The sequence below is a fragment of the Bradyrhizobium sp. WYCCWR15520 genome (genome assembly GCF_056174665.1).
The window spans coordinates 1-24,776 of record NZ_JBWBWM010000058.1; the positions used below are offsets into that span (position 1 = coordinate 1).

Genomic DNA, 24,776 nt, shown 5'->3' on the forward strand with positions numbered 1-24,776 from the left:
AGATCGCGCGAACGCCGCAAAAACGAGAGCTGAAGCGGCGCAGGAAACTACTGCCCAGGCGAACACGCGTTTCGCGCCGAACCTGTCACACAGAAAGGAGACGACAAGTAAGGACGTGGCAAACGAAGCTGTGAATGCTCCCTGAACGATCCCGGCCCGAGTTGCTGTCATTTGCCAAGCTGCAATGAGCCAGCTCAGACACGCGGGATAGGTCATGAATACCGCGGTTGTACATGCCCGAGCTAGGACAAGCATCGGCATGTTCACGGAAGACGATTTGACGCTCGACATGGTCGGCTCCGAGGCAGGGCTCGCTGCCGCCCTTGACTGTCCTCCATCCTATAGAGGAGCCGGCAAACCACCAGCCTCTGTTGCTCGCGCGGACCATGTCTCAGATTGGCCCGAAGGCGAAGTGCCGCGATGTCCGCTACCGCGCCGCTGTTGGGGGAGAAGCAGACATCAGGTGGCCGACTCGCATGGTGTCTCGGGCCGGACGGACGCCGTATCAGTGGTGACTGACTTCAACCAGTATGGCATTTCATTCCCGCGCAGTTCGGCAATCAATGGGCTGATCTGGCCGGTCAGGATGCGAATGGGGCCAATGGCGTCCAAACGACAGTATCGGGCCATGACCTATCGTCGTCGCAAATAGATAGGCATCTGCGCTGACGGCGGCCTGATCGCCAACCCAATCAGAATCTACCGAGAGACCGCCTTCGGGCAGTCTTTTTGTCGGCGGTTCCAGAATTAACCTCCGCGGCGAACATCAAGCTTAACGTGCGAGTTTCGTTGCGGCCTGCCTAAACAGGTCTAGCGTGTCAGCAGGTCGCGCAGATGGCAAGAGTTGCCCCGCCTGTGTACTGCGCGATTAGGGGCCGCTTCGCCCTCGGGGCGGCCCCGCCCCCGCGTGGCATGGGCATTGCTGCATACCCGGCGACTGAGATTTCAGAGCCCAGTCTGAGACAAGGCGCCGCCGGGACAATGCATTTCGAAATCGGCGGCGCATCTTTTTGAGACCTGCAAAAAAGACAAAGGCCAAGCGCCAACGCTGATAATCGCCGAAACGCGGGACCTTCGCACCTTCTTGATTGGCTAGTGCCTCGCCGCAGGTCGCTCCTCCCAAGGTGCGCACAAATGCGGCAGGGCCAAAAAGCCCGGCGGCCACTTACGGCCGCCGGACGATACGCAAGTACAATTTGACCTGGAAAGCCGTCATTAAATCGGGAACAAGCGGCAACGTCTGCTCAAAAGTGAACAGAAGGAAAATCGATTAATAAAAGGATGCCCAGTTAGGTTGAAACGGCGGCCCCCTCATCAACTAGCTCAGACAGCAACTCCGCATCGCCGACGCCGCTCCAAGATCGATGGCGTCGCGATCGGTAAGGTTGACTGGTTAGGTTAAACTGCGAGTTCGGTTGCCACGCTTCAGGAGTCTGCCTAGTGGTCGGTCACCGGACACTTCCCCCAAGTCGTCCGGGCCCACACAGCAAAGCCGTCGGGCGATCATACTCTGCCCGGCGGCTTTGTCTTAAGAATGATCGGTGCGCCACCAATGGCTGAAAGTGAACTACGTCGTCGCCGTCGCGATCGCGATGATTGGCTGGCTTTTCCTCATCGTCTGGATCGTGAGGCAGTTCATTTGATCGGCCGCAGCAGGTACGCCGCAAACAACAAAGGCGGTCCCCACAAAGGCAGCAAGCCGTAAATGACGAGCTCTACAACGTCCATGCTCATCCCCAATGACATGTCGTTGCCCAAGCTTTGCCTAGATTCGCGCTCGGTAAAAGCGAAACAGTTTGTGCGCTGCACCCTGCGGCTGGTGGTCTGGTTGCCAAGTCTCACATGCGCTGAAAGGATCAGGGCCGGTCACAAGACGTTGGAGCGATGCTAGATGCATACGCGGTCCAAACGATATGTCAGGCGCCAGCGCGGACGGCAGAAGGCGGCCGACCGCCGAGTTCATGCCAAATATACGCCATCGACATATGCGCCATCGACGCGCCCCGAAAATCGCCTGGCCTTCCAGGTTGCCGCCGGGCTGAAGAAGCGCTGGCCGAACGTCCTGCCCTTCTCCATTTAGCTCCGCCAACTCGCCAACCGCAGCGTTCGAGATCCCTCGACCGCGGCCTGAAACAAACGGCTGTGTTCCTCGTTGTTAATGAAACAGGGACGCGGTCATGCAATTTTTTTTCAATCTCATCTGGAACCAATCACGCGGCAGATTCCTCGCGGCAATGCGTAAAAGGGAGGCCGAGCAATGATCGAACTCTCAGCAGGAATTCTCGCCTTGGTCAGCGTCGGAATCTTCGCCGCCCACGCGCTGGATGCTTACCGCACGGGCTAAGGCGCGGCGCAGCGTGAATCACAAACGAAACGTCGTCTCAAGCGCCGTGGCGCAGGGACGGCGTTGTCAAACGTCTGCTGCCTCTTGTCGATGTCTGTCCGATGAAGATCCGCGGACGTTGGCGTCGGCGAACTGTGAGCGCGGCTTGAGAGGCACGCCTAGCTGGTGAGCCTTGAAGGCTACCCCTCCCACGGTTCGATCCATCTTTTCCGCAATTGCCTGGGCTGAATATTCCTCAGCAAGATCCCTGAGGTCTTTAATGTCCTCTGCACTCCAGCGCTTGGCCATCTAGTATCCTCCATAACTCCCGTGCCTAAATTGGGAAAAAATGGAAAAGTTCCATGCGCGCGCTACGTTTGGAACAACATTCGCGAGGGTAGCTCCATTGAGGGCACTCGTAAGAACCGCCTTAGGTCTCATGGTCTCCGGCTCTCCGGCGGCGGCTCCGCGATCGGCGCCATCAAGGCCGCGCGGCAGCCACCTCTCCGGCAACAGCCAGCTTATACCGGTTAACCCAAATTTCCTGGCCCAAGACCATGCGGGCCTGCGATCGTTCCTCCACGCAACGAATGGCTTGGCGCATGAAGCCCGACATCACGGGGGCATCCGGGCGGCTTTTTTGTTTTCATGCCAAGGAATAGCACTCTCAGCCGATTTGACGGTGGTTGCCGTTCACGTCGCCTTGCTGTGACGGCCATACCGGCTGCCGCACCGACGTTGCTTTTGAATGACGTCCAATTTCGCCGCCAGCCTTCCCGACGCCGCATACAACTTCAATATGTAAGGAGTACAATCCGGCGTAGCCGCTCTGGAGCGGAGACCGGATTGCTAACCGGAGGGACCGAAAGATGTTCGCTAGCGTTGCCGGCATGGCCCTCGCGCTACAATTGGGCGTACCTGCCCACCCGCACGACGTAAGCGTCCCCCCAGCCCAGGAAATCCGTTACCGGCGTCACGGCCGCCCGCCGCCATGCGGCGACGGCTACGATCTCGATGAGCGCGACGGCAAGTGCTACCCGAACGGGATGGTGCCGCCGCGCTATCAATCGGGCCGGTATTATCCGCTGGAGTATGGCGGCGGCCGGCGGCCCATCCCATGCAATCATGGCGCAGACCGCGATATTCGCGACGGGCTCTGCTATCGGACCGGCACGGTGCCACGGCAGTATCAGGCGGGCCGCGAAGGTTATCACTACAGGCGAAACGGCTATTACGAGATGCGGTAGCGCGGTGACGCTGCATATCGGCCTGCCGATTCGCAGCCAGCCATTGGCGGCCGTTGCGGATTTGACTTCCAATACCTGAAATGCGTTCATCGGGTATTCAGGGCGTGTTTTGATATATTTGCACGGACCAACAGCAGCCCCTCGATCGTGATCGGACGACCGGTCAGCGCATTGTGGAAACGCCGGCAGCTTCTGGTTTGATTGGAGACCGACCATGATTGTCAGCATTGCCGCCGCAGCACTGGCCGCTCAGTTGAGCGTGGCGCCTGGAAGCGCTGTTGCACCCGTCACGCCTCAAGCCGTGCAATACCGTGTACCCGTCCATCCGCCGCCATGCGGCCATGGCTGGGATCTGAGTGCACGCGACGGCATGTGCTATCCGAACGGCTATCTGCCGCCGCAGGATCAGGCCGCACGGCAATATCGCTACTATCGCGGCGGCTATGGTGGCGGCATGGGCGGCGGCGGCTACTCCGTTCCATGCGGCCATGGCACGGATCGAGATAGCCGTGACGGTCGATGCTACCCGACCGGAACGGTCCCGCCGGAGTTTCAGTCAGGACGCCAACAATATTACGGCGACGGATATTATGATGGCCGCCGCCGCTACTACCGGGACTATTGAGCCTTGCCGATCGGCTGCCGCCGGCCGCTACGGCCGGCGCAGCTGCGCAAGAGCTTCGGCGACCACCGCGACGAGGGAAGCCATGGTGTATGGCTTCGGCAGCCATCCGAGCGGCGCATAGGGCTCGGCGCGCCCGCGCGTGTGCACATCGTCGTGCGCGGTCGCAAAGATGCAGCGAATGTCGAAGTCCTGATACAATTCGCGCGCGGCATCGATACCATCGCGGGTGCTGGCGAGGCGAATATCCATCACGGCAAGCGCCGGCTGCGCCTCACCGGCCAGCGCGACGGCTTCCTCCGCCGTCGTAGCCGGACCAATGACTACAAAGCCGGCGGCCGTCAGCGCGATTTCGGTCTGCATGGCGATCAGAAAATCATCTTCGACGACGAGAACGCGCGGGGCAGCCTGCTTGTCTTCCATCCGTCGTGTCGCCGCTTCGTCACGCGGCGGCGAGTTCCGGTCCGGTTCAGACGGCAACGCAAAATATCCTGCGCTGTGCGGATTCGTCATCGATCACCGCACTAGATTTTCGCCGCTGGGAAATCGAGACATGCCCGCGACGGTTTTTTCGTAACGTGAAGCGTTCCATGTAGCTGCCGCGCGAGGCCGAGCACGAGCTGGAGCCCGGACGAGGTCTTGCGTACGGCTTCCAGATCGAACCCCTCGCCGTCATCCTCGACGCAGAGCGCCAGCCGCCCGTCCTGACCGGTCAGGCTGACCCGAACGGCCTGCCTCGCATGATCCGTGCTGCCGTGCTTGACCGCATTCGTCAGCAACTCGTTCAATATCAACGCGAGCGGCATCGCCACGTCGTTGGAAAGCACACCGCCCGCCGGGCCGCACTCAATTCGTGCGTCCGCCGGCAGCAATTGCCGGATAGTCTCGCAGACCGCCGGCAGAAATTCTTCCGCCGCGACGCGACTGGCATCGCTTCGCCCGTACAGCACGCGCTGTGCCGCCGCCATGGCCGCGATCCGCGCGCTGGCTTCGTTGAGCACTTTCCTCGCTTCGTCGCTGTGGGCGGTCCTTGCCGCGGAGAACAGCAACGCCTGCAGCATCTGTATGTTGTTCTTGGTGCGATGGTTGAGTTCATCGAGCAGCAGGCGTTGCTGGGTTTCGGCCTGCCGCCGCTCGCTGATATCCACCAGCATGTTGATCGCGCCGGTGACGTTGCCCACGGAGTCCCGCAGCGGCGTCGGGAACGGAATGAACGGCACCCGCGTGCCGTCCGGCCGCTCGGCCACCGCTTCGGCACCGCGCACGGCGCGTCCTTCCCTGAGCGCAACCGCCATCGGACATTCATCGTGCGGCAGCGGCGTGCCATCCGGCATGAACAGCTTCCACGTGACACACCACTCGTCGCTGCCGAGCGCGGGGGTACGGCCGGAAAATTCGACCGCCGCCTGGTTGAAATAGGTGATTTTTCCCTGCGCGTCGGTCGTGTAGATCGCGGCCGGAATCGCCGCGAGCAATTCCGTGAGATGTCGTTCGCTCTCCCGGACTTTACGTTCGGCCTTCTTGCGACCGGTGATGTCGCGGGCGATCTTCGAGGCGCCGACAATCGTTCCTGCGCTGTCGCGGACGGGCGAGACGGTCAGCGAAATGTCCAACAGGCTGCCGTCCTTGCGCCGGCGGACGGTCTCATAATGGTGGATGCGCTCGCCGCGCCGTATGCGTGCCAGGATCCCGGGCTCCTCGTCTTCGCGTCCCGGCGGAAAAAGAATGGTCACGGGCCTGCCGACGACCTCGATGGCGGCATAGCCGAACAGCCGCTCGGCGCCTGAATTCCAGGTCCTGATGATCCCGTCCAGATCCTTGCTGATAATCGCATCGTCGGAGGATTCCACGATGGATACGAGCTGCTGCGTACGTTCCTCGGCGGCGCACCGCGCCTGTTCCGCCCTCAGTCTGGCGATGCCGAACCCGAGGTGCCGTGCCAGCGTCAGCGCGACGTCGATCTCAGGTTCAATGAAGTGATGCGGCCGGTCGTAATAGGCCATGAATTTTCCGACGAGCCGGCCGCCGATCAGGATCGGAATGAAGGCAACGGCCGCGATCTTTTCTCGCGCCACCGTTTCCTTGAGCGTGTCTGACAGAGCTGAAGCGGCAACATCCTCGAAATAGACCGGACGCGGATTTCCTTCATCCCTGTGCCACGGCGAATGGCCTTCGACGGCCTGCCGATACCCGTCCGATAAGCCCCGCCATCCGACGAAGCGCATCACGTCGCGATCGTCGTACAGCAGAATGGAGGCGCGCTCGCAGGCAAGCGCGGCGATGATGCCGTCGAGGCCGGCGTCGTAAACCGCCGGAAGGGATGTGGCGTATTGGAGCCTTTCGGAGAACCGGAACAGCGCCGCTTGCTCTTCGCTTCGCCGCGCCAACGCCTGTTCGGCTGCCTTGCGCAGGCCGATGTCATGTTGAACGCGCACCGCGTAAAGGAAATTGCCCGACGGATCGCGGACGCTGGTAGACGTGACCTCCACCCAGAGATACGTGCCGTCCTTGCGGGCGAGGCGCTTCTCGATGGTGTAGCGGGCGATGTCTCCCGCTATCTGCCGCCTGAACTGCGCCAGATCCTGCACGACGTCCTCTGGGGAGGTCTCGTCAAAAATGGAGCGGCCGAACAGGTCGGCCGCTTCGCGTCCCACCAGCTCGCAGGCCTTCTGGTTGACGCGCCGGATCCGTCCGGCGTGATCGACCTCGACGATGCCCACACCCACATGTTCGTAGCTGACACCCAGCCTTTCTTCATGCGCGGGCGACCATTCCTCGCGGGGCGCGCAGGCGACGTCAGAGGTCGCGGACCGGCCAGGCTTGGAGCGAGTCTTGGCCGTCCGATCCTGGATGTTCATTCCCGCCATCCCTGCCTTTAGGGGCAAACCTGCCTCACGCGATACTTGGCATCGGCACATGCAGGAAATCAGCACGCATGACCGCTGAGCTTTAACTTTGGACAAGTCCGGCAGGAGAAGATTGTTCCCCGCGATGGCTGGGCACCGAAACGTCCGCCTTCCAGCGCGCTTCGTTCCCGCAGGGATGGATCACAGTTTGATCGCCACTAGCAGCCTCGGCAGATCCCCGTGAACGTACTCACCTCCGGCCGCCCCCGCGGCCGGACCGGCGGCGGCTTGCGCGGTTTGGCTTGACGTGCGCTGATGATCCGCTGCGAGGCGCCTGGATAGGGCGGCGTCGCGAGGCGTGCGCGGGGCGCTGGAGATTCGACCGCGCCGTAGGAGACGGTTGGCGGGGGAGGATTCGACCTGAGCGGCGGCGTGTTCGCGGCATTGCCGATGCCGCTGGGATCGGAGAGCGCCCGCGGGTTGGCCGGTCCGAACGGCACGCCCGATATCGGCGCATTGCCGGCGCCGGCCGAGCCGGCAGGCGGCGTCAGTTGTGCGAATGCCTTGGCGGGGATGATCAGGCTGAGCGCCACCACGAGAACCAGCGCCGGATTGCGGGACATCGAGGTACTCCAAGAGGCAGCTTATGCAACGAACATGTATGGCGCGTGTTCCCTCGCTTCCAGTTGCGCCTGTTTTCCTGCTGTCTGCCCTGTTCCGGAGTAGGCGTCGGTGGGAGAATCAGGCCTAATTGAGGCGCGATCACGTCTTGAGATTCCGGCGGCATGAACCAGCCCGAAGCGCTCGATTCCGATATCCGCGCCCTGCAGCAATGGCTGCGCGCCGCCTGGCAGCAGCTCGGCGATCCCGCCCTCACCGCCTTCGCCCGGCGCGAGCTGCGCAACCAGATGAAGCAATGTAGCGTCGACTTGCGGGCCTGCCTGCAAAGGGCGGCCGAACAACCGTCTGAACCGGCCCGGCCGCCGTTGCCGGCCCATTCCAGGCCGGAACTGCGAATTCTGTCGTGGTAGCCGTTGAGCCGTAACCGGCCGGCCCTGTTGATAACCCGCAAGCTCCGGAGCCGGCATCGAAACAGGCCGCCCGGGTGTGCTATCGGCATACCAGCCTGATTAACGACGGAAGAAAACACATGCGGATCACCCTGGTTGGTTCCCGCCATTTCGGCGTGACGACACTCAACACGCTGCGCCAACAGGAGGTCGATATCGTCCGCGTCGTCGTTCACGATGGCGAAGACCGGCTTGCCGCCGCGGCGCGGGCTACCGGCGTCGAGGTCGTGGTGCAGGCCCATCCGAAATTCGTGGCCGCATCGGAAATCGCGCCCAATACCGACCTGATCGTAACAGCGCATAGCCATGCCCGGGTCACCAGAGAGGCGTTGGCCGGCGCGAAGCTAGGCGGCATCGGCTATCACCCTTCGCTCCTGCCCCGGCACCGCGGCATCGCCGCCGTGGAGTGGACCATCAAGGAAGGCGATCCGATCGCGGGGGGCACCGTCTACCACCTCGCCGACCGCATGGACGCCGGCGCTATCGCCGCGCAGGAGTGGGTGTTCGTCAGAAAGGGAGAGACGGCGCGCGAGCTCTGGGAGCGCGCGCTAGCCCCGCTCGGCCAGAAACTGCTCACTGACGTCATCTTTCACGCCAAGACTCATAACAACCTCCCTGCCACGCCGCAGGAGGAAGAATTCGCCACCCAAGCGCCAAGCCTGTCCGACTCCAAACACTGACCTCTACCATGATACCGGAAATCTGCGGGAATCAGGCCCGAACCGCGCCGAAACGGTGAATTTTCCCGTTCCCCGGCGGAACCAGATTCACCTTGATGTGTTTGAGCCCGCAGGAACTTTCTTCAGTGCTGCGTCGCACCAAAGTTTGAACACATTGTGACAAGATAAGGCGCTCCATCACACACATTTCGGGGATCTGACCCATGCGCTCCAACCGCATCCGCAACCTGTTGTTTGTTCCGTTTCTCGCTTCCGCCGCGATCCTGGCCGCCGCTCCAGCTTCAGCCCAGAACCCCTATGATGGCCTTTGGCAGGTCACCGTTGTCACAAAAACGGGAAGTTGCGATGCGCAGACTACGTCGACCGTGAATGTCACCGGCGGCAAAATTTCGGGCGGCCCGGTTTCCGGCAGCGTCGGCTCCGGGGGACTTGTGCGAGTCTCGATCAATGGTGCATATGCGAACGGTCAACTCAGTGGCAACTCCGGATCGGGGAAATGGAATGGGGCTTCAGCTGGTGTCGCATGTAGCGGTCGATGGGAAGCATCCCGTCAGTAAGGCAAGCCAGACTTTCAAATTTTTCGCCAAAGCGCGGCGGCTGACATTCGCAGCCGTCGCTTTTTTTATGGCCGCCTTCGCGGCATCGACGAGCCATGCGCAGTCCAGCGCCTTCGCCGGCATGGCCGGCACCTGGTCCGGCGGCGGCACCGTGACACTCGACGATGGTTCGAGCGAACGGATTCGTTGCCGCGCAACCTACAGGGTGGGCGGAGCCAACATGGAGATGGTCCTCACCTGCGCCAGCGACGCCTACAGGTTCAACCTGCAGGCCGCCGTGGTCGCCGCGGGCGGTGAGGTCAGCGGCACCTGGACTGAGTCCAGCCGCAATGTCGGCGGCAGCATCCAGGGCCGTGGCGCGGGAGGCAGCTTCCAGGTCGTCGCCCAGGCGGCCGGCTTCGCCGCCAGCATTTCGCTGAAGACCACCGGCAACAAGCAGCAGATCGCCCTGAGGGCCGACAGCCAGTTCCGCGCCGCCAATATCTCGCTTTCGAAGTAGCGCTGCGGCTCCTCGGCTCAAACACCGGCTTCGGAATACTGGATCGCCCACCCCGGTGCGCAATTGCACACAAGGCGGGCGATGGCAGTTTCGGACGCTTTGCGGCCTAGCCCGTCTTCGGATGCTCGAGTTTCGCCGCCGTCTGCTTGATCGTCTTGGCGATCAACAAGGCCTGTTCCTTGTTGAAGGCAAAATCCTGCACGCCCCGCTGCGTGGTCAGCGACAGCACCATGATGTCGGGCTGGTGCTCGGGCCAGCCGGTCGCGAAAGCGGTGACGAAGTCTGCGGTAGTCGATCGATTGGTCATTGGCTCACGATATCCTATGGTCGGACAGCGCCGTGTCCCTGGCGCTTGAGATGTTCGGTTACGCCTTGGGCACGAACGCGGTAACTTCGATTTCAACCTTGGCCCTGACGTCGACCAAGCCGTCGATGTAGAGCAGCGTCGACGGCGGGAAGTTGCGCCCGAGCGTTTCCTTCCACGCTGCACCGATGCCGGGACCTGCGGCCTCGTATTCGCTGCGGCTGGTCAGGTACCACGTCAGGCGCACGATGTGTTCGGGGCCGGCGCCGGCTTCTCCAAGCAGCTTGACGATGCGCTTCAGCGCGGTGCCGACCTGGGCGGCCAGGTCAGGGGAATAATCGCCCTTCTCGTCGCCGCCGGTCTGTCCGGCCAGCACGATCCATTTGCCTGAAGCGTCGATCTCGACGCCGTGCGAGAAGCCGCGGGGTTTCGACCATTCGGCCGGTTGCAAGATACGCATGCAGTTTCCTCCTTGAGACCGCCGCTCTTAGCACTGAACCGCCGGCTGCTCCCACAGCGAAATTGCCATGCCGCGCATCGCTGTATCAGCGCATTTGCGCGTTGCAAATTGTGGCACACTCGCCGATACCGGCCTGCCCCAACCTATTTCTCCGCAGATGGACCGCACACCTTCCAAAACCCTGGCCGCGCTGTGGATGGCCGGCTGGCTCACCTTGATGCTGATCATCGCAGTCGCCGGACGAGAGGCTGCGCGCGAGATCAACGTGTTCCAGCTCATGGAGATGCGCTCGGTCCTCGGCTTCCTGATGCTGTACCCGCTGATCCACGCCAGCGGCGGATTTGGCGCGATAAGGACGAAGCGACTGCCGCAGCACGTGGCGCGCAACCTCATTCACTATGGCGCGCAGCTCGGCTGGTTCCTCGCATTGACACTGATCCCGATCGGCCAGGTGGTGGCGATCGAGTTCACCATGCCGATCTGGACTGCAATCCTGGCTGCCACGTTTCTCGGCGAGCGCATGACATTCTGGAAGATCGCCGCCATCGTGCTCGGCATCATCGGCGTTGTCGTGATCGTTCGTCCCGCCACGAGTGAGGTCGAGCCAGGGCAGTTGATCGCACTGGCGGCTGCGGTCGGCTTCGGCGTTTCCGTCGCGATGGTGAAATCCCTGACCCGGACCGAACAGCCGCTCGCGATCATGTTCTGGATGCTGGTGATACAGTCGGCGGTGGGATTATTCCCCGCACTCTACGTCTGGCAGTGGCCACCCGCCCATCTCTGGGGATGGGTCGTCATCATCGCGTTTTGCGGCACGTTCTCCCATTATTGCATGGCGCGCGCGATGCTGCATGCGGATGCAACCGTAGTGATCCCGATGGATTTCTTGCGGGTTCCCTTGAGCGCCGCTGCAGGCTGGCTGATTTATTCGGAACGGCTCGACATGTTCACCGTGCTCGGCGCGGCCTTAATCCTCGCCGGCAATCTTTTGAACCTGAAACCGAATCCTCCGACTAAGGCGCGCCCGCAAGGCTGAAATTTATTTCCCTGGCTGTGATCTAGATCACGTCGCGGGCCGTGTCGCGAAGGTAACGGATGGCTCCGGATTTGGTTTTTCACCTGCTTTTTTGTGGTGCGAAGCAGGCGATTCTTTGTAATGTCCCGCCAGCGTTACAAGCCAAAGCCTTTTTGTTCGATTCTGCAGGGGGATTTCCTATGCGTTTCCAAACCCTCATTTTGTCCGTCATATGCATGGTCTTGACGGCCGGCGCCGCCAGTGCCGAGAAGCGTGTCGCCTTCGTCGTCGGTAACGGCGCCTACAAGAACGTCGCGCCGCTGCCCAACCCGTCAGTCGATGCCAAGGCGATTGCCGCCACCCTGCGCAATGTCGGATTCGAAGTGGTCGAGGGTTCCAATCTCACGCGCGACAAGATGACCGAACGTCTGCTCGACTTCGGCAAGAAGGCGCAGGGCGCCGACGTCGCGCTGTTCTTCTACGCTGGCCACGGCATCGCCATCAGCGGAACCAACTATCTGCTGCCTGTGGACGCCGACATCAAATCCGAAATGGACGTCAAGCTCGGCGCCGCGATCAATATCGATCTCACGCTCGAGCAGACCATGGGCGACGCCAAGGTCAAGCTGGTGTTCCTTGATGCCTGCCGCGACAATCCGTTCGCAGCCAAGATCAAGTCGAACTCCGCGACCCGCAGTGTCAATGTGCAGACCGGTCTTGCCGAAATGAAGTCCGGCGAAGGCACGCTGATCGCATTCGCGACCGGCCCGGGCCAGACCGCGCTCGACGGCCAGGAAGGCGGCAACAGCCCGTTCACGCGCGCTTTGCTCGCCAACCTCACCCAGCCCGGCGTCGAAATCCAGCAGGCGATGACCAAGGTTCGCGCCCAGGTCAACGAGGAGACCAACAAGGGACAACTGCCCTGGGGCCACACCAACCTGATCGGCGCGGTCTACCTGAACGGCGCGCCCGCCCCGGGCGCCGTAGCGGCTGCAGCACCGGCGTCGACCGGTTCTTCGAAAGCGTCGGATGTGGAACTGGAGTTCTGGCGTTCGATCAAGGATTCCAACAAGCCGGAAGAACTCAACGCCTATCTCACGAACTATCCCAACGGTCAGTTCCGCTCGCTGGCATTGTCGCGGATTGCGTCGCTGGAGAGCGGTGCGAAGGATGCTACCCGCAATCTGAGCGCAGGGATCGATCCCGCGACCTTCAAGGACGAAGCCAACCAGACCACCGAGGACCAGATCGGCCTCGACAAGGGCCAGCGCCGCGACGTACAGCGCCGCCTCACCGGGCTCGGTTTCGATACCAAGGTCACCGGCCAGTTCGACGCCCCGACCCGCGCCGTGATCACGCGCTGGCAGGCCGCCCGCGGCTATCCCAAAAGCGGATACCTCAACAAGCTGCAGCACAAGGCGCTGCTGACGGAGATCGTGGCGGCTGCGCCGGCTGCGAGTGCCGACGAGGAGCGCCCGAAGCCGCGCCGCGCCCCGAGCAGCAATACGGTCCAGGCTCAACCGCAGCCGCAGCAGGCCGCGCCGCAGCGCCAGTACAGCGCTCCTGCCCCCGGTCCCGATCCGGCCGGTGCCGGCCGCTTCATCGGTGGCGTCGTCGGTGGCATGCTGCGCTAACGGCGAACCGATCTACAAAAAGGCCCGGGATCATCCCGGGCCTTTTATTTTGCGCTTCGCTAGGTGAGTTCAGCGGCAAATTGAGTTCGGCAGGGACGTGCTACTTGCCCGCAGCCTTACGCAGCGCCTCGTTGATGCGGTCCTGCCAGCCCGGACCGCCCTCCTGAAACCACTCCAGCACATCCTGGTCGATGCGCAGCGTGACCTGCTCTCGCACGCCGGGAATGGCCGCTTGCTTGGGTGGCGCCTCCGCCACCTTGGTCGTGGTCCGCTTGAACGCGGCCTCGGCTTCGGTGCGTGCATCGTTCAGGGTTCTCGGCCGCCTCGGCTGGTCTGCCATCGCTAGATTCCTTCGAACAGCGCCGTCGACAAATACCGCTCGGAGAACGACGGCACGACGGCGAGAATGGTTTTGCCGGCGCTCTCGGGTCGTTTGCCGATAGCGAGCGCCGCCGCGATCGCGGCGCCTGAGGAAATGCCGCCGGAAATGCCTTCCATGCGCGCCAGCGCGCGCGACATCTCGATCGCCGCCGGGCCGTTGACCCTGACGATCTCGTCGATGACAGAGCGATCCAGAATGTCCGGAATGAAGCCCGCGCCAATGCCCTGGATCTTGTGCGGCGTATGCTGCCCGCCGCCCAGTACTGGACTTTCCTCCGGCTCGACAGCGACGATCCGCAAGCTCGGCTTGCGGGGCTTGAGCACCTGTCCGACGCCGGTGATGGTGCCGCCGGTGCCGACGCCCGCGACGAAGAAATCGATATTGCCGCCGGTGTCGTTCCAGATCTCTTCCGCCGTGGTGCGGCGGTGAATTTCGGGATTGGCGAGGTTCTTGAACTGCTGCGGCATCACGGCGTTGGGCGTCGTCCGCACCAGTTCCTCGGCGGTTGCGATCGAGCCCTTCATGCCCTGCGCCGCCGGCGTCAGGATGATCTCGGCGCCGAGGAAGGCCAGCATCTTGCGCCGCTCGATCGACATCGATTCCGGCATCACCAGTTTCAGCCGGTACCCGCGCGAGGCCGCGACGAAGGCGAGCGCAATGCCGGTATTGCCTGAGGTCGGTTCGATCAGCACGGTGTCGGCATTGATCACGCCGGCCTTTTCCATTGCGATGACCATCGCTGCGCCAATGCGGTCTTTCACGCTCGCGGCGGGATTGAAATATTCGAGCTTGGCCAGGATGGTTGCGCTAACACCATGCGCCTCCGGCAATTTGCGCAGGCGCACGACCGGCGTGTCGCCGATCGCATCGACGATGGAGTCGTAAACCTTTCCGCGCCCCGGACGTTGCACTGCACTCGCGGCTGACGACGCATCCATCTCAACACTCCTAAAGTGATCATGTGCGGGGAACCGGCGGCTCTCCTTACTTAGGAGGCGCTCTCGTCGATGCGCAAGCCAGAAAAGCTAGAGTCGAGAATTCGCTGCATCGCAAAATGCAATTGTCGCAAAATATCGCGAAATCAACGCATTTGTGTTGCGACATCGTCAAAGATTTCTGCTTATACTTTCGTCGTGAGCTGAGCCAGAGGTTCAGATCGCCAGGGAGGGTCACGATGCGAGCAATCGCTGAAATCCTGTCGACCGTAACATACAGGCCGGATCCGCGCGGATCTGATTTGCCGACGTGCCCGGTGTGTGCCGACACCATGGTGGCTGCAGAAGCTTCCGCCTACCTCACCGACAATGTGATCAGCTATCTCTGGACCTGTGACACCTGCGGATACGGCTTCGTGACCAAGCATTCGGCGAAGAGGTTCGCCTGTAATTGACTTAAGCTATCTTGGAGCAATGTCACCGCGCGCCCAACCGGCGCGCGTTTGTTTTTGGAACGTCTCGAACGTGCCGGCAGCGATCGCATCGCGCATGCCCCGCATCAGATGCTGATAGTAAGCGACGTTGATTTCCGACAGCAGCATCGCGCCGAGCGTCTCTCCCGACCTGACCAGATGATGCAGATAGGCGCGCGAGATATTGCGCGCCGACGGCCATTCGCTTTCCTCATCGAGCGGCCGCGGATCGTCGGCATGACGCGCATTGCGCAGATTGATCTGGCCGAAGCGGGTGAACGCCATGCCGTGTCGCCCGTTCCGCGTCGGCATCACGCAATCGAACATGTCGATGCCGCGCGCCACCGCTTCCAGTAGATCCTCCGGCGTGCCGACGCCCATCAGATAGCGCGGGCGATCGACCGGCAGCGCCGGCGCAGTTTCCTCGATCATCGAAAGCATCACCGCCTGCGGCTCGCCGACCGCAAGCCCGCCGATCGCGTAGCCGTGGAAACCGATCTCGACCAGTTCACGCGCGCTTGTTTGGCGCATCTCGGGAATGTCGCCGCCCTGCACGATGCCGAACAGCATGTAGCCGTCGGGCGCGCTCTCGAAGGCGCGCTTGCTGCGCTCGGCCCAGCGCAACGACAACCGCATTGCGCGCTCAATGTCATCGCGCCCAGCCGGCAGCCGCACGCACTCGTCCATCTGCATCGCGATGTCGGCGCCGAGCAGCCGCTGCACTTCGATCGAACGCTCCGGCGACAGTTCGACCTTGGCGCCGTCGATATGCGAGCGGAAGGTCACGGCCTTCTCGCTGACCTTGCGCAAGTCCGACAGCGACATCACCTGGAAGCCGCCGGAGTCCGTCAGCATCGGGCCGTTCCAGCCGGTGAAGGTCTGCAGGCCGCCTAACGCAGCGATCCGCTCGGCGCCCGGCCGCAGCATCAGATGATAGGTATTGCCGAGCACGATATCGGCGCCGGCATCGCGCACCTCGCGCCAGTGCATGCCCTTCATTGCGCCGGCCGTGCCGACCGGCATGAAGGCGGGTGTGCGCACCACGCCATGCGGCGTTGTCAGGCGGCCGGTGCGAGCTGCACCATTAGTGGCGAGCAATTCGAAATGATTGGGAAGACTCATGGCGCTGCTTATTACGTGCTGGGAACGGCCAATCAACCGCCCAGTGAATGAAATCTGACGCTTGGTGCCCAACACGAAAGCACTCGGGCTCCCTCACTGTTGGATAAAACTCGGCACTTTGCCTCAATTGTTGCGGCGCGATATTACGGTAGCTCTTGCGAGGAAAGCGGACGTCGCGCGGATACCCCATTTCAGTAGCGATTGACCCCAAACAGACATTGTTCTTCCAAGATTGAATTGTCGCCATCGCGATGTATAACGGCGTTCGGGTGCTCGCTGCATTGAGCAGCGACAGGTCAAGCGATGGTCGGGCCGCCACGCGGAAAGCGTGCGCCTCATGAACGACAGCCCTTCATTTGACGATCTGCCGAAAGCCCAGCGGCTGGCGGAACAGGCCCTCAGCAACCTTCATCGGTTCCTGCATGTCGAGGCAGTCAGCGGTGCCGCACTTCTCGTTGCCGCTGCCGCTGCATTGATCTGGGCCAACTCTCCGTTCGCTCATAGCTATCACGCCTTTTGGAACCTTCCGCTCACAATCGGTCTCGGGGATTACGTTTTTTCCCGGTCGCTGCATTTCTGGGTCAACGACGCGCTGATGACAGTCTTCTTCCTCGTCGTGGGCATGGAGATTCGGCGCGAGGTTCATGAAGGCGCGCTGAGCAGACTCGACCAAGCCATTCTGCCGCTGGTCGCGGCGACTGGTGGCGTCATCGTCCCGGCGCTCGTCTATCTGAGCTTCAACAGCGATCCGGCTAGAGGGCAGGGCTGGGCCGTGCCAACCGCGACGGACATCGCCTTTGCCGTCGGGGTGCTCGCGCTGCTTGGACGAACGATCCCGGTCAATGTGCGGGTCTTCCTGCTTGCTCTGGCGATCATCGACGACATCATTGCGGTACTGATCATTGCCCTCTTCTACACCGCCAGTCTTCAGTCTGGCGGTTTCATCATCGCGTCAATTGGCGTTCTCGCGGCTTTAGGGTTTCAGCGGATTGGGATCGGTTCTGCGCCCTTTTACGTACTGCCCGGTTCTTTGGTTTGGATTGGGTTCATGGTGGCCGGGATCCACCCAACCCTTGCAGGTGTCGTGCTCGGGCTGATAACTCCGGCACGCGCCATACTGATGCGGGAGCCGCCGCTGGAAGTAGTGTCGCGAGTGCTCAAACAGTTGCGAAGTAGCGATGCAGTGAAGGCAAGGGATCCGCACCTGTTGGAGCAACCGCTGCGAGACCTTCGCGTAGCTCACCGCGAGATATTGCCGCCGGTGTCGCGGGTGCAGATGGCAATGCATCCGTGGGTGGCCTACGGCGTCATGCCGATCTTCGCGCTGGCGAATGCCGGCGTCAGCTTAACGGGTGCTGATCTCTCCGCTGGGGGCCATCTGGTGATGATGGGCACTGCGCTTGCCTTGGTCGCTGGGAAACCGCTTGGCGTCGTCGGCGCGACTTGGGTCGCGGTACGACTGGGCTGGTGTCGCCTTGCTCCTGGAGTTTCGTGGGGTGGCGTCTGGCTGGTCGGCCTGCTGGCTGGCATCGGTTTTACCATGTCGATCTTCATCTCGATGCTCGCCTTCTCCGATCACGGATTATTGAGTGCGGCGAAACTGGGCGTACTCGTCGGTTCGCTTGTCGCCGCCACGCTCGGTCTTGGCTGGGGCGCCACCTACGTTCGACGTCAGTGAGGCGGCTCCAATGCCTTTCAAAGCTCCGCACGCATCGCTCGTATCATTCGCCGTTGAGGTTCTGCCCTCCGGGATTACCCAAATAATGATCGTCGAAACTAGCTTGCACCTGAATCCCAAGCATCCTTCGTACAATAAATCCGCCGTCGAAACTCTCATTTCGGCCGCGCAAAGGTATGTTAGCGCCAACATAGAAGGTGCTGCTGCTATTCGGCTTGTTTCTACCCAAAGCGGGGAAATCTGACTGTCTGCTCACCATTGTTTTGTCGGCAATAGCCCATCGTGTCAGTTAGCGCGATGCAGCGATATGTCCGACTCCTCACCCAAACGGTCGCGATCCGACGATCCAAGCTAAGGTAACGTTCACGTTTGATCGATTTCGCGTGTGGGCGTGGGCACCGGGCGATTTCATCCACCCGTGCGCGCTCCGGAGCAGCCCGTGTCCCACGCCGGACAAAATTGAGCCACCGAGAAGCTCCCACTTGTTAAACAAAACGATACCGTATAGTTTTATGAACAGGGCCCGGACGGGACGCCGCTGACGATGAGGCCGGCGGCGGCAAATGCGTGTGACGGTGACTGACGGCGAATGCCCTCCCTCTGTTTCCTGACTGGATCAATCCTCTCCGACAGCCGGATCAGGAGGACAGGCTCACGCCTGCTCAGGTCGGCCGTCCTGCTGTGCAGCGTCGCGCTGGCCGCCTGCACGTCCCTGCCGCGGACGCCCTACAGCGCTGCGGAAGCCTCCAGCTCCCGCGTGCTCAATATCGACGGCTTGCGGCGCTACGCCGACGAACCTGTCACGAAATTCCGTTTCGAGAAAGACGAACGCTCCTCAACCAGGACCTATCTCGCGCTCTCCGGCGGCGGCGCCGATGGCGCCTATGGCGTGGGCGTGTTGAACGGCTGGACCGCGGCCGGCACCCGCCCGACCTTCTCGGTCGTCTCGGGCGTCAGCACCGGCGGCCTGATTGCGCCCTTTGCGTTTCTCGGGTCGCAATACGACGACACGCTGCGGGAGGTCTATACCAGCGGGATCGCGGAGAGCCTGCTCGATGATCCCAGCATCATCCGCGTGCTGTTCGGATCCGGCCTGTTCGGCAACAAGCGGCTGCGCGAGCTGGTGGCCCGCTATGTCGGGCCGGAGATCCTGGCCGCCGTTGCCCGCGAAAATGCCAGGGGCCGAAAACTGCTCGTGGTGACGACCGATCTCGACACCCAGCGCACCGTTGTTTGGGACATGGGGAAAATCGCCGCGGTCGGCTCGCCGGAGGCGCTGCACCTGTTTCGCGACGTGATGGCCGCCTCCGCCAGCATTCCCCTGGTCTTCCCGCCCATCCTGATCGAAGCCGAGGGCCAGGGCCGGCGTTTTCAGGAGATGCATGTCGACGGCGGTGTGACTGCTCCGGTTCTGACGCTGCCGGATGCCCTGCTCTTCCAGGGACGTCTGCCCGGAAACAGCCGGATGAACATCTACATCCTCGTCAACAAGAAGCTCGAACGAACCTTTGAGCTCGTGTCCAACAGCACGCTCGATGTCGCCTCACGCAGCCTGTCGTCGATCACCCAGTCCCAGACGCGCTCGGTGATTTTCTCGACCTACGATTTCGCCAAGCGCAATCGGTGGGGCTTCCATTTGTCCTATATCGAGCGCGACTATCCCGCGTCGCCCAAAGAGGGATTCGATACCGCCTATATGCGCGCCCTTTACCAGTATGGATATGAGAAGGCTGCGTCGGGCCACGCCTGGAGCTCGACGCTTCCGTGAGCCACTCGGAACGACAACCTGCCCATATCGTTGACGATATGGCCAATTCGGCCAGATTCGCGATGACGCCCCTCTTGCTGCGCGTTATAGAGCAATGACAACTATGACGACCGCGCAGGAATCATTGGGCATGGGATTGACTGCGACCAAGGCCAGACCGGCAAAACGAGACGTCCCTAAGTCGCGCGGCGGCCGGCCGACGAAAAGCGCCGCCATCGAGCGCGATCAGCGGCTGATCGAGGTTGCCACCCGTCTTTTCCTGGACCGGGGCTATGATGCGACCTCGCTTGATGCCGTTGCGGAAGCAGCCCGGGTCAGCAAGCCCACCGTCTATGCGCGCTACGGCGACAAGCGCGGACTGTTTGCGGAAGTGCTGAGGCGCGAAATTGACCGCTGGCTTGCGCCGCTTGCGGAAGCGGCGGAAGTGCAGCTCACGCGGGCCTCGGACATCTCGGTCGAGCAGCGCCTGATCGAGGTCGGGCGCGAGATGCTGATGTTCACCTGTGGGCCCGATGCCGTCGCCTTCAGCCGCATGATGACGTCGCAGGCCATCAACTTTCCCGACATCGCCAAGCTCGGCAAGGAGGAAGGCTGGCTGAAAGCCGTTTCAACGACCGCGCGCTTCTTCGATCATCTGGTCGCACAGGGCGCCATGGACGTCGAGGATACCGGCATCGCGGCTGAGGTCTTTCTCGATGTGGTCGTCGGCCACACCCACCGGATGGCGACGTTCGGAACGCCGCTTGAGATGAAGTCCGCCGAAAAGCGGATGCGGCTGGCAATCAGGCTGTTCCTGGCAGGAGCGCTCGGGCCACCGAGCCGCGTCCAGTCCAATCCCAAGGGAACCACGCGGCGACGTCCCTCTCGCTGACAATTCCGTGAGAACGGCGTTTCACATGCGGTACGGGCGGGATGCACCCTTGACCAAACAAAACGATACGGTATGGTTTTGTTAAGTGAAGCGGCGGGGCTTCCCCGCTTACCAGTCCCGGCGGGGCTCGCGCCGCTTCGATCGCCGCAAACGGCGGTCCCGCCCGTTTGCGACGTTCCGCGGCCGACCCATATGCCTCCAGGGGTCGGCCGCGTTTCTTCGAGACGATCCGGCCCATCCGCCGGCAGAGACAGGCTCAAGCACGGAGACTTGCAAACATGCGCATGCCCCGCTGTTGGAGACCATTGCTTGCAATCATCCTGCTGGCGATCATCCTCCCTGCCCCGATCCATGCCGTGGCGTCGTCGACCGACGAGCCAACCTCGCTCCGCAATGAGCCCGACGATGGCGCCGCGTCCGACCAGCGGGCGATCAGCCGCGAGCTCGCGCTTTTCCGCGGGTCGGCGGTCTCGCTGAGCCAGGCGATGGCCATCGCCGAAGCCCTGCATGCCGGCGCGACCACCGCCGATGTCAGCTTCGACGGCGCGCCGGATGCGCCGGTTTACCGGGTAAAGACCCTTCACAACGACCGCATCTGGCACCACGCCATCGACGCCGCGACCGGCAAGATCGTCGGCGGCGAAGCCGCCCTGCCGCTGAGGCAATTCGATGCCGAGGATCGCAGCAACCTCGTTGCACTCAGGACGGTCCGGCACCGCCTGGCGGATGCCGTTCGCGTCGCCGAACATGCGGCATCGGGCAAGGCCATCAGCGGCGGCCTGGTCCGCGAACGCGGCCGGTTGAACTTTGCGATCGTCGTCATGAGTGGCAACGACCTGAAGGCGGTGGTCCTCGAACCTCCCGGCGCTGCACGACGGCGGTGAGGGGCTCGTCAGTTGCCAGGAGGCTAAAACCCGTTGACGGCAGCCCAAAGCTGCCGCATAAGTCCGCGCCATGACGATCTCGACCAAAGCGACCGCGAAAACCAAAGCACCCTCCGGGGGCTGGGGAGCCGTGCGCGCGTAGTCGAACGACCGCATCATCCAAACCGCAGCCCCGCCTGAAAAGGACCGGGGCTTTTTTATTGCCCGCAACATGCGCGAACCAGGAGGATAGACAAGTGAGCCACGAACCCGTTGTAGCCATTGCCGGCGTGACCGGTGCTGTCGGCGCCGAATTCATCGCCACCATGGACAGGCGCGGCTTCCCCGTCCGCAAGCTCAAGGCGCTGGCCAGCGCCCGGTCGGCGGGCAAGACCATCGATTTCCGCGGCGAGAAGATCGTGATCGAGGAGCTCACCGAAAAGTCCTTTGAGGGCGTCGACATCGCGCTGTTCTCGGCGGGCGGCGGCATTTCGCGCAAGTTCGCGCCCGCCGCCGTCAAGGCCGGCGCCGTCGTGGTCGATAACTCCTCCGCGTTCCGGATGGACCCGAACGTGCCGCTGGTGATCCCCGAGATCAACGCGGGCCGCATCAGGGATCACAAGGGCATCATCGCCAACCCGAACTGCTCGGCGATCACGGCGCTGGTCCCGCTATGGCCGATCCACCGGCAGAACCGCATCAAGCGCATGATCGTATCGACCTATCAGGCGGCGAGCGGCGCGGGCGCGGCCGCCATGGAAGAACTGGTGGAGTCGACGCGCGCCTATCTCGACGGCCGTCCGTTCACGCCCAAGGTGATCCCGCTGCCCTACGCCTTCAACGTCTTCAGCCACAACACGGCGATCGATCCGGAGACCGGCTACAACGACGAAGAGACCAAGGTCATCAAGGAGACCGGCAAGATCTTCGAGGATGACAGAATCGCGATCGGCGTCACCTGCGTGCGCGTGCCGGTGCTGCGCGCCCATTGCGAGGCGATCACCTTCGAATGCGAGAACCCGATCACGGAAGCCGACGTGCGCGCGATCCTGTCAAAGGCGCCGGGCGTTCGGATCGTCGACGACCGGGCGAAGAATTATTTTCCGATGCCGATCGATGCGTCCGGCCAGGACGACGTTCTGGTCGGCCGCATCAGGAAGGATCTCAGCGACGCCAGCGGCCACTCGATCTCGATGTTCGTCTCGGCCGACCAGCTCCTGAAGGGCGCGGCGCTCAACGCGATCCAGATCGCCGAACTGCTGCCACAGCGGGTCATGGCCTGAGGTAACGCCCCCGTTGGGGCTCGAGCTCATAAATGTCACAGCGTCGACGGACGTCCGCTATCTTGCGCAAAAGCGGACTCTCGTCGGACTTCGCGGGAGGTGCGAAAGGTGCAAAACTCAGAAGACACATAAGGATTCACATCTCATGGACATCCCGGCAAGCGTGCGATCATTATTCTTGGCTGCCGGATGGCAGTCGGGACGCCGCATTCGCGTGGATGGCCGAGTACCCGAGCTTCACCCTGCACACAGTATACTGCAGGGGGTTGGTGGTCTTCACGTTGGTCGGTCAGAACCTGCAGGGATCGAATGCGCTCGTTCCGACCTGGAGTTCTGTTTCTGCGAAGCAGATCACGAAATCCTTTCGACTTGGGGAGGGTTACTTCGAAGCCGACTTGTAGAAGTGGCAGAAGTGCACAACCGCCATGGTTGGCTGATCGTAGACGAGGCTGGACGATGTTTTGGTGCGAGCAAAATTCACGACGCTTTCTATTTCGAAGGACAAACGTTTGGCGAGGCTGTTGAGCGATTGCTGCTTGGGCGTAAAGCCCGACCCATGCTGCGGCCCGATCAACACCAAGTCGAGTTGTACGGCGCGACATTCACTCGTGGTCACCCGGCGATTTTTGACTACTGTTCCTAGGCTGCGCGGTGTTCGCGCCCTAGTCACCCGCCCGAAACAGGCTGTAGGGTGGGCAAAGGCGCACTTCGCGCCGTGCCCACCATCCATCAGCATCGGCGGTATGAATGGTGGGCACGCTTCGCTTTGCCCACCCTACGCACTACGCGCCCGTCACGCGCCAGATGACGTTGCCGACGTCATCTGCCACCAGCAGCGAACCGTCGGGGCCGAGCGTGACGCCGACCGGTCGTCCGTACGAGACCTTCTCGTCGGATGCGAGAAACCCGGTCAGAATATCCCGCGCCGGCCCGGACGGGCGGCCGTTCTCGAACGGCACAAACACGACGGCATAGCCGCTCAGCGTGCTGCGATTCCAGGAGCCGTGCTGGCCGATCACCATGCCGTCCGGGAAGCCGGGCAGCGTGCCCGCCGGCATCCAGCACAGGCCGAGCGAGGCGGTATGGCCGCCCAGCGCGTAGTCCGGCGTGATCGCCTTCGCCACCATGGCCGGATCCTGCGGCACGCGGTCGTCCACCGTCTGGCCCCAGTAGCAGTAAGGCCAGCCGTAGAAGCCGCCGTCGCGCACTGAAGTCAGATAGTCCGGCGGCGTCTCGTCGCCGAGGCCGTCGCGTTCGTTGACGACGGTCCAGAGCACGCTCGTGCTCGGCTCCCAGGCGAGGCCCACGGCGTTGCGCAGGCCGCTGGCGAAGATGCGGCTCGTGCCTTTAGCCAGATCGAGCTCATAGATCGCGGCGCGGCCCTCCTCGACCTCCATGCCGCTCTCGGCGATGTTGCTGAGCGAGCCGACACCGGCATAAAGTTTTTTGCCATCCGCGCTCGGCAGCAGGCTCCGTGTCCAGTGCCCGCCGGGCTTGAAGGTGACGAGCTTTTTCCCCTCCGCGGTGATGCGGTCGGCACCGGCCACATATGGAAAGGCCACCACGCCGTCGGTGTTACCGACGTAAAAAGTATCGCCCACCAAGGCCATACCGAACGGTTGGCTCAGCCCTTCCATGAAAATCCCGCGGCCCTCTGCAACGCCATCGCCGTCGCGATCGCGCAGCAGCGTGATGCGGTCGGCGCTGACGCCGAGCGCTGCGGCACGCCGCATGGTTGCCTGCATCGCATAGTGGAACACGCTCCTGGGCGGTCCCGCGATCTGCGTCGCCTCGGCAATGAGGACGTCGCCATTGGGCAGCACGTTGATCCAGCGCGGATGGTCCAGGTCGGTCGCGAATGCATTGACCTTGAGCCCGGGCGCGGCGGTGGGCTTCTGCCCCTCGCTCCAGCCCTGCGCCGTCGGCATCTTCAGCGTCGGGATGGCGCCCTGCGGCTTCGCCTCTGGGATCGCTGGCTTATTGCCCCAGGCCGGCGCTGGCGCGGCGCCCTGCAGACGGCGCCATTGCAGCGCAACGGCGCCGATCAGCGCGACGACGCGCGCAAAAATACCCGACATGTCCATAAAGTTCTCCAGATGATCGCGCGCACCCTATCCGACGCCAGGAAGCGTTGGAACCTCGGC

Annotated in this window: 26 protein-coding genes; 16 read left to right on the forward strand and 10 right to left on the reverse strand. The window is 62.5% G+C overall.

Features of this window, described 5'->3' with window-relative positions:
- Positions 1-1,891: 1,891 nt before the first annotated feature.
- Positions 1,892-2,080: a hypothetical protein gene (locus AC0QUY_RS38120; protein ID WP_475391124.1), complete on the forward strand. Its 189-nt coding sequence runs from the start codon at positions 1,892-1,894 to the stop codon at positions 2,078-2,080.
- A gap of 330 nt (positions 2,081-2,410) precedes the next feature.
- On the opposite strand, the gene AC0QUY_RS38125 is transcribed toward AC0QUY_RS38120, so the two are convergent.
- Positions 2,411-2,632, reverse strand: coding sequence for a hypothetical protein (locus tag AC0QUY_RS38125; RefSeq protein WP_475391126.1), 222 nt, complete (start codon positions 2,630-2,632; stop codon positions 2,411-2,413).
- A gap of 560 nt (positions 2,633-3,192) precedes the next feature.
- On the opposite strand from AC0QUY_RS38125, the gene AC0QUY_RS38130 reads away from it, so the two are divergent.
- Both AC0QUY_RS38130 and AC0QUY_RS38135 read left to right on the forward strand, forming a co-directional pair.
- Positions 3,193-3,570 carry a hypothetical protein gene (locus AC0QUY_RS38130; RefSeq protein ID WP_475391127.1) on the forward strand — a complete coding sequence of 126 codons (378 nt, stop codon included), beginning with the start codon at positions 3,193-3,195 and terminating at the stop codon, positions 3,568-3,570.
- Between the two features lie 214 nt (positions 3,571-3,784).
- Complete coding sequence (locus tag AC0QUY_RS38135) at positions 3,785-4,195, forward strand: hypothetical protein (protein ID WP_475391128.1); 411 nt, start codon at positions 3,785-3,787, stop codon at positions 4,193-4,195.
- 27 nt (positions 4,196-4,222) lie between these two features.
- Here the strand turns inward: AC0QUY_RS38135 and AC0QUY_RS38140 are convergent, their stop codons facing one another.
- The 3 genes from AC0QUY_RS38140 to AC0QUY_RS38150 form a co-directional block, all read right to left on the reverse strand.
- A complete protein-coding gene (locus AC0QUY_RS38140; RefSeq protein ID WP_475391130.1) occupies positions 4,223-4,672 on the reverse strand; it encodes a response regulator in 450 nt (149 codons plus the stop codon).
- 44 nt (positions 4,673-4,716) lie between these two features.
- Positions 4,717-7,050 (reverse strand): PAS domain S-box protein, encoded by a 2,334-nt coding sequence (locus AC0QUY_RS38145; protein ID WP_475391131.1) that lies wholly within the window; start codon positions 7,048-7,050, stop codon positions 4,717-4,719.
- A 206-nt stretch (positions 7,051-7,256) separates the two neighbouring features.
- The gene (locus tag AC0QUY_RS38150) at positions 7,257-7,661 is read right to left on the reverse strand and encodes a hypothetical protein (protein WP_475391132.1); all 405 of its coding nucleotides are present in this window, start codon (positions 7,659-7,661) and stop codon (positions 7,257-7,259) included.
- A 162-nt stretch (positions 7,662-7,823) separates the two neighbouring features.
- Here AC0QUY_RS38150 and AC0QUY_RS38155 point away from each other — a divergent pair, with 162 nt between their 5' ends.
- From AC0QUY_RS38155 to AC0QUY_RS38170, 4 genes are all read left to right on the forward strand, one after another.
- Positions 7,824-8,069 carry a hypothetical protein gene (locus AC0QUY_RS38155; protein WP_161854730.1) on the forward strand — a complete coding sequence of 82 codons (246 nt, stop codon included), beginning with the start codon at positions 7,824-7,826 and terminating at the stop codon, positions 8,067-8,069.
- Positions 8,070-8,188: 119 nt separating this feature from the next.
- Positions 8,189-8,788, forward strand: a complete 600-nt coding sequence (locus AC0QUY_RS38160) for a formyltransferase family protein (RefSeq protein ID WP_475391133.1) — start codon at positions 8,189-8,191, stop codon at positions 8,786-8,788.
- A 203-nt stretch (positions 8,789-8,991) separates the two neighbouring features.
- Complete coding sequence (locus tag AC0QUY_RS38165; protein WP_246738232.1) at positions 8,992-9,345, forward strand: hypothetical protein; 354 nt, start codon at positions 8,992-8,994, stop codon at positions 9,343-9,345.
- Entirely contained in the window at positions 9,290-9,844 is a 555-nt protein-coding gene (locus AC0QUY_RS38170) for a hypothetical protein (RefSeq protein ID WP_475391134.1), read from the forward strand. The genes AC0QUY_RS38165 and AC0QUY_RS38170 overlap by 56 nt, the downstream gene beginning before the upstream one ends.
- Before the next feature lie 106 nt (positions 9,845-9,950).
- On the opposite strand, the gene AC0QUY_RS38175 is transcribed toward AC0QUY_RS38170, so the two are convergent.
- Positions 9,951-10,151 carry a hypothetical protein gene (locus AC0QUY_RS38175; protein WP_475391135.1) on the reverse strand — a complete coding sequence of 67 codons (201 nt, stop codon included), beginning with the start codon at positions 10,149-10,151 and terminating at the stop codon, positions 9,951-9,953.
- Between the two features lie 58 nt (positions 10,152-10,209).
- A complete protein-coding gene (locus AC0QUY_RS38180; protein ID WP_475391136.1) occupies positions 10,210-10,608 on the reverse strand; it encodes a RidA family protein in 399 nt (132 codons plus the stop codon).
- A 157-nt stretch (positions 10,609-10,765) separates the two neighbouring features.
- Here AC0QUY_RS38180 and AC0QUY_RS38185 point away from each other — a divergent pair, with 157 nt between their 5' ends.
- On the forward strand, positions 10,766-11,644 hold the full coding sequence (locus AC0QUY_RS38185; RefSeq protein WP_475391158.1) for a DMT family transporter: 879 nt from the start codon (positions 10,766-10,768) through the stop codon (positions 11,642-11,644).
- 179 nt (positions 11,645-11,823) lie between these two features.
- Positions 11,824-13,257 (forward strand): caspase family protein, encoded by a 1,434-nt coding sequence (locus AC0QUY_RS38190; protein WP_475391137.1) that lies wholly within the window; start codon positions 11,824-11,826, stop codon positions 13,255-13,257.
- A 100-nt stretch (positions 13,258-13,357) separates the two neighbouring features.
- Here AC0QUY_RS38190 and AC0QUY_RS38195 read toward each other — a convergent pair whose 3' ends face one another.
- Together AC0QUY_RS38195 and cysK are read right to left on the reverse strand one after the other, a co-directional pair.
- A complete protein-coding gene (locus AC0QUY_RS38195; RefSeq protein ID WP_057840788.1) occupies positions 13,358-13,597 on the reverse strand; it encodes a BrnA antitoxin family protein in 240 nt (79 codons plus the stop codon).
- Positions 13,598-13,599: 2 nt separating this feature from the next.
- Complete coding sequence (gene cysK, locus AC0QUY_RS38200) at positions 13,600-14,577, reverse strand: cysteine synthase A (protein WP_475391141.1); 978 nt, start codon at positions 14,575-14,577, stop codon at positions 13,600-13,602.
- Positions 14,578-14,813: 236 nt separating this feature from the next.
- Between cysK and AC0QUY_RS38205 the strand changes: the two genes are divergently transcribed.
- Positions 14,814-15,029 (forward strand): hypothetical protein, encoded by a 216-nt coding sequence (locus AC0QUY_RS38205; protein ID WP_057861666.1) that lies wholly within the window; start codon positions 14,814-14,816, stop codon positions 15,027-15,029.
- A gap of 6 nt (positions 15,030-15,035) precedes the next feature.
- Here the strand turns inward: AC0QUY_RS38205 and tgt are convergent, their stop codons facing one another.
- Positions 15,036-16,169 carry a tRNA guanosine(34) transglycosylase Tgt gene (gene tgt, locus AC0QUY_RS38210; protein ID WP_475391142.1) on the reverse strand — a complete coding sequence of 378 codons (1,134 nt, stop codon included), beginning with the start codon at positions 16,167-16,169 and terminating at the stop codon, positions 15,036-15,038.
- A gap of 337 nt (positions 16,170-16,506) precedes the next feature.
- On the opposite strand from tgt, the gene nhaA reads away from it, so the two are divergent.
- The 6 genes from nhaA (at position 16,507) to AC0QUY_RS38240 (ending at position 23,275) form a co-directional block, all read left to right on the forward strand.
- Complete coding sequence (nhaA, locus tag AC0QUY_RS38215; protein WP_475391144.1) at positions 16,507-17,847, forward strand: Na+/H+ antiporter NhaA; 1,341 nt, start codon at positions 16,507-16,509, stop codon at positions 17,845-17,847.
- A 589-nt stretch (positions 17,848-18,436) separates the two neighbouring features.
- Positions 18,437-19,615 carry a patatin-like phospholipase family protein gene (locus AC0QUY_RS38220; protein WP_475391146.1) on the forward strand — a complete coding sequence of 393 codons (1,179 nt, stop codon included), beginning with the start codon at positions 18,437-18,439 and terminating at the stop codon, positions 19,613-19,615.
- Positions 19,616-19,745: 130 nt separating this feature from the next.
- Positions 19,746-20,486, forward strand: coding sequence for a TetR/AcrR family transcriptional regulator (locus tag AC0QUY_RS38225; RefSeq protein WP_065753874.1), 741 nt, complete (start codon positions 19,746-19,748; stop codon positions 20,484-20,486).
- 278 nt (positions 20,487-20,764) lie between these two features.
- A complete protein-coding gene (locus AC0QUY_RS38230) occupies positions 20,765-21,370 on the forward strand; it encodes a PepSY domain-containing protein (RefSeq protein ID WP_475391148.1) in 606 nt (201 codons plus the stop codon).
- Between the two features lie 236 nt (positions 21,371-21,606).
- Positions 21,607-22,632, forward strand: coding sequence for an aspartate-semialdehyde dehydrogenase (locus AC0QUY_RS38235; RefSeq protein ID WP_475391150.1), 1,026 nt, complete (start codon positions 21,607-21,609; stop codon positions 22,630-22,632).
- A gap of 145 nt (positions 22,633-22,777) precedes the next feature.
- Positions 22,778-23,275 (forward strand): SUKH-3 domain-containing protein, encoded by a 498-nt coding sequence (locus tag AC0QUY_RS38240; RefSeq protein ID WP_475391151.1) that lies wholly within the window; start codon positions 22,778-22,780, stop codon positions 23,273-23,275.
- 139 nt (positions 23,276-23,414) lie between these two features.
- Here AC0QUY_RS38240 and AC0QUY_RS38245 read toward each other — a convergent pair whose 3' ends face one another.
- Complete coding sequence (locus tag AC0QUY_RS38245; protein WP_475391152.1) at positions 23,415-24,716, reverse strand: PQQ-dependent sugar dehydrogenase; 1,302 nt, start codon at positions 24,714-24,716, stop codon at positions 23,415-23,417.
- Between the last annotated feature and the right edge of the window lie 60 nt (positions 24,717-24,776).

Coding starts and splice junctions, on each gene's coding strand:
- AC0QUY_RS38130 (WP_475391127.1), top strand. CDS start 3,193: ATGTTCGCTAGCGTTGCCGGCATGGCCCTCGCGCTACAATTGGGCGTA.
- AC0QUY_RS38125 (WP_475391126.1), bottom strand. CDS start 2,632: ATGGCCAAGCGCTGGAGTGCAGAGGACATTAAAGACCTCAGGGATCTT.
- cysK (WP_475391141.1), bottom strand. CDS start 14,577: ATGGATGCGTCGTCAGCCGCGAGTGCAGTGCAACGTCCGGGGCGCGGA.
- AC0QUY_RS38170 (WP_475391134.1), top strand. CDS start 9,290: ATGGGGCTTCAGCTGGTGTCGCATGTAGCGGTCGATGGGAAGCATCCC.
- AC0QUY_RS38145 (WP_475391131.1), bottom strand. CDS start 7,050: ATGAACATCCAGGATCGGACGGCCAAGACTCGCTCCAAGCCTGGCCGG.
- AC0QUY_RS38150 (WP_475391132.1), bottom strand. CDS start 7,661: ATGTCCCGCAATCCGGCGCTGGTTCTCGTGGTGGCGCTCAGCCTGATC.
- AC0QUY_RS38190 (WP_475391137.1), top strand. CDS start 11,824: ATGCGTTTCCAAACCCTCATTTTGTCCGTCATATGCATGGTCTTGACG.
- AC0QUY_RS38240 (WP_475391151.1), top strand. CDS start 22,778: ATGGACATCCCGGCAAGCGTGCGATCATTATTCTTGGCTGCCGGATGG.
- AC0QUY_RS38185 (WP_475391158.1), top strand. CDS start 10,766: ATGGACCGCACACCTTCCAAAACCCTGGCCGCGCTGTGGATGGCCGGC.
- AC0QUY_RS38245 (WP_475391152.1), bottom strand. CDS start 24,716: ATGGACATGTCGGGTATTTTTGCGCGCGTCGTCGCGCTGATCGGCGCC.
- AC0QUY_RS38230 (WP_475391148.1), top strand. CDS start 20,765: ATGCGCATGCCCCGCTGTTGGAGACCATTGCTTGCAATCATCCTGCTG.
- AC0QUY_RS38175 (WP_475391135.1), bottom strand. CDS start 10,151: ATGACCAATCGATCGACTACCGCAGACTTCGTCACCGCTTTCGCGACC.
- AC0QUY_RS38205 (WP_057861666.1), top strand. CDS start 14,814: ATGCGAGCAATCGCTGAAATCCTGTCGACCGTAACATACAGGCCGGAT.
- AC0QUY_RS38220 (WP_475391146.1), top strand. CDS start 18,437: ATGCCCTCCCTCTGTTTCCTGACTGGATCAATCCTCTCCGACAGCCGG.
- AC0QUY_RS38225 (WP_065753874.1), top strand. CDS start 19,746: ATGGGATTGACTGCGACCAAGGCCAGACCGGCAAAACGAGACGTCCCT.
- nhaA (WP_475391144.1), top strand. CDS start 16,507: ATGAACGACAGCCCTTCATTTGACGATCTGCCGAAAGCCCAGCGGCTG.
- AC0QUY_RS38195 (WP_057840788.1), bottom strand. CDS start 13,597: ATGGCAGACCAGCCGAGGCGGCCGAGAACCCTGAACGATGCACGCACC.
- AC0QUY_RS38120 (WP_475391124.1), top strand. CDS start 1,892: ATGCATACGCGGTCCAAACGATATGTCAGGCGCCAGCGCGGACGGCAG.
- AC0QUY_RS38180 (WP_475391136.1), bottom strand. CDS start 10,608: ATGCGTATCTTGCAACCGGCCGAATGGTCGAAACCCCGCGGCTTCTCG.
- AC0QUY_RS38135 (WP_475391128.1), top strand. CDS start 3,785: ATGATTGTCAGCATTGCCGCCGCAGCACTGGCCGCTCAGTTGAGCGTG.
- AC0QUY_RS38155 (WP_161854730.1), top strand. CDS start 7,824: ATGAACCAGCCCGAAGCGCTCGATTCCGATATCCGCGCCCTGCAGCAA.
- AC0QUY_RS38165 (WP_246738232.1), top strand. CDS start 8,992: ATGCGCTCCAACCGCATCCGCAACCTGTTGTTTGTTCCGTTTCTCGCT.
- AC0QUY_RS38160 (WP_475391133.1), top strand. CDS start 8,189: ATGCGGATCACCCTGGTTGGTTCCCGCCATTTCGGCGTGACGACACTC.
- tgt (WP_475391142.1), bottom strand. CDS start 16,169: ATGAGTCTTCCCAATCATTTCGAATTGCTCGCCACTAATGGTGCAGCT.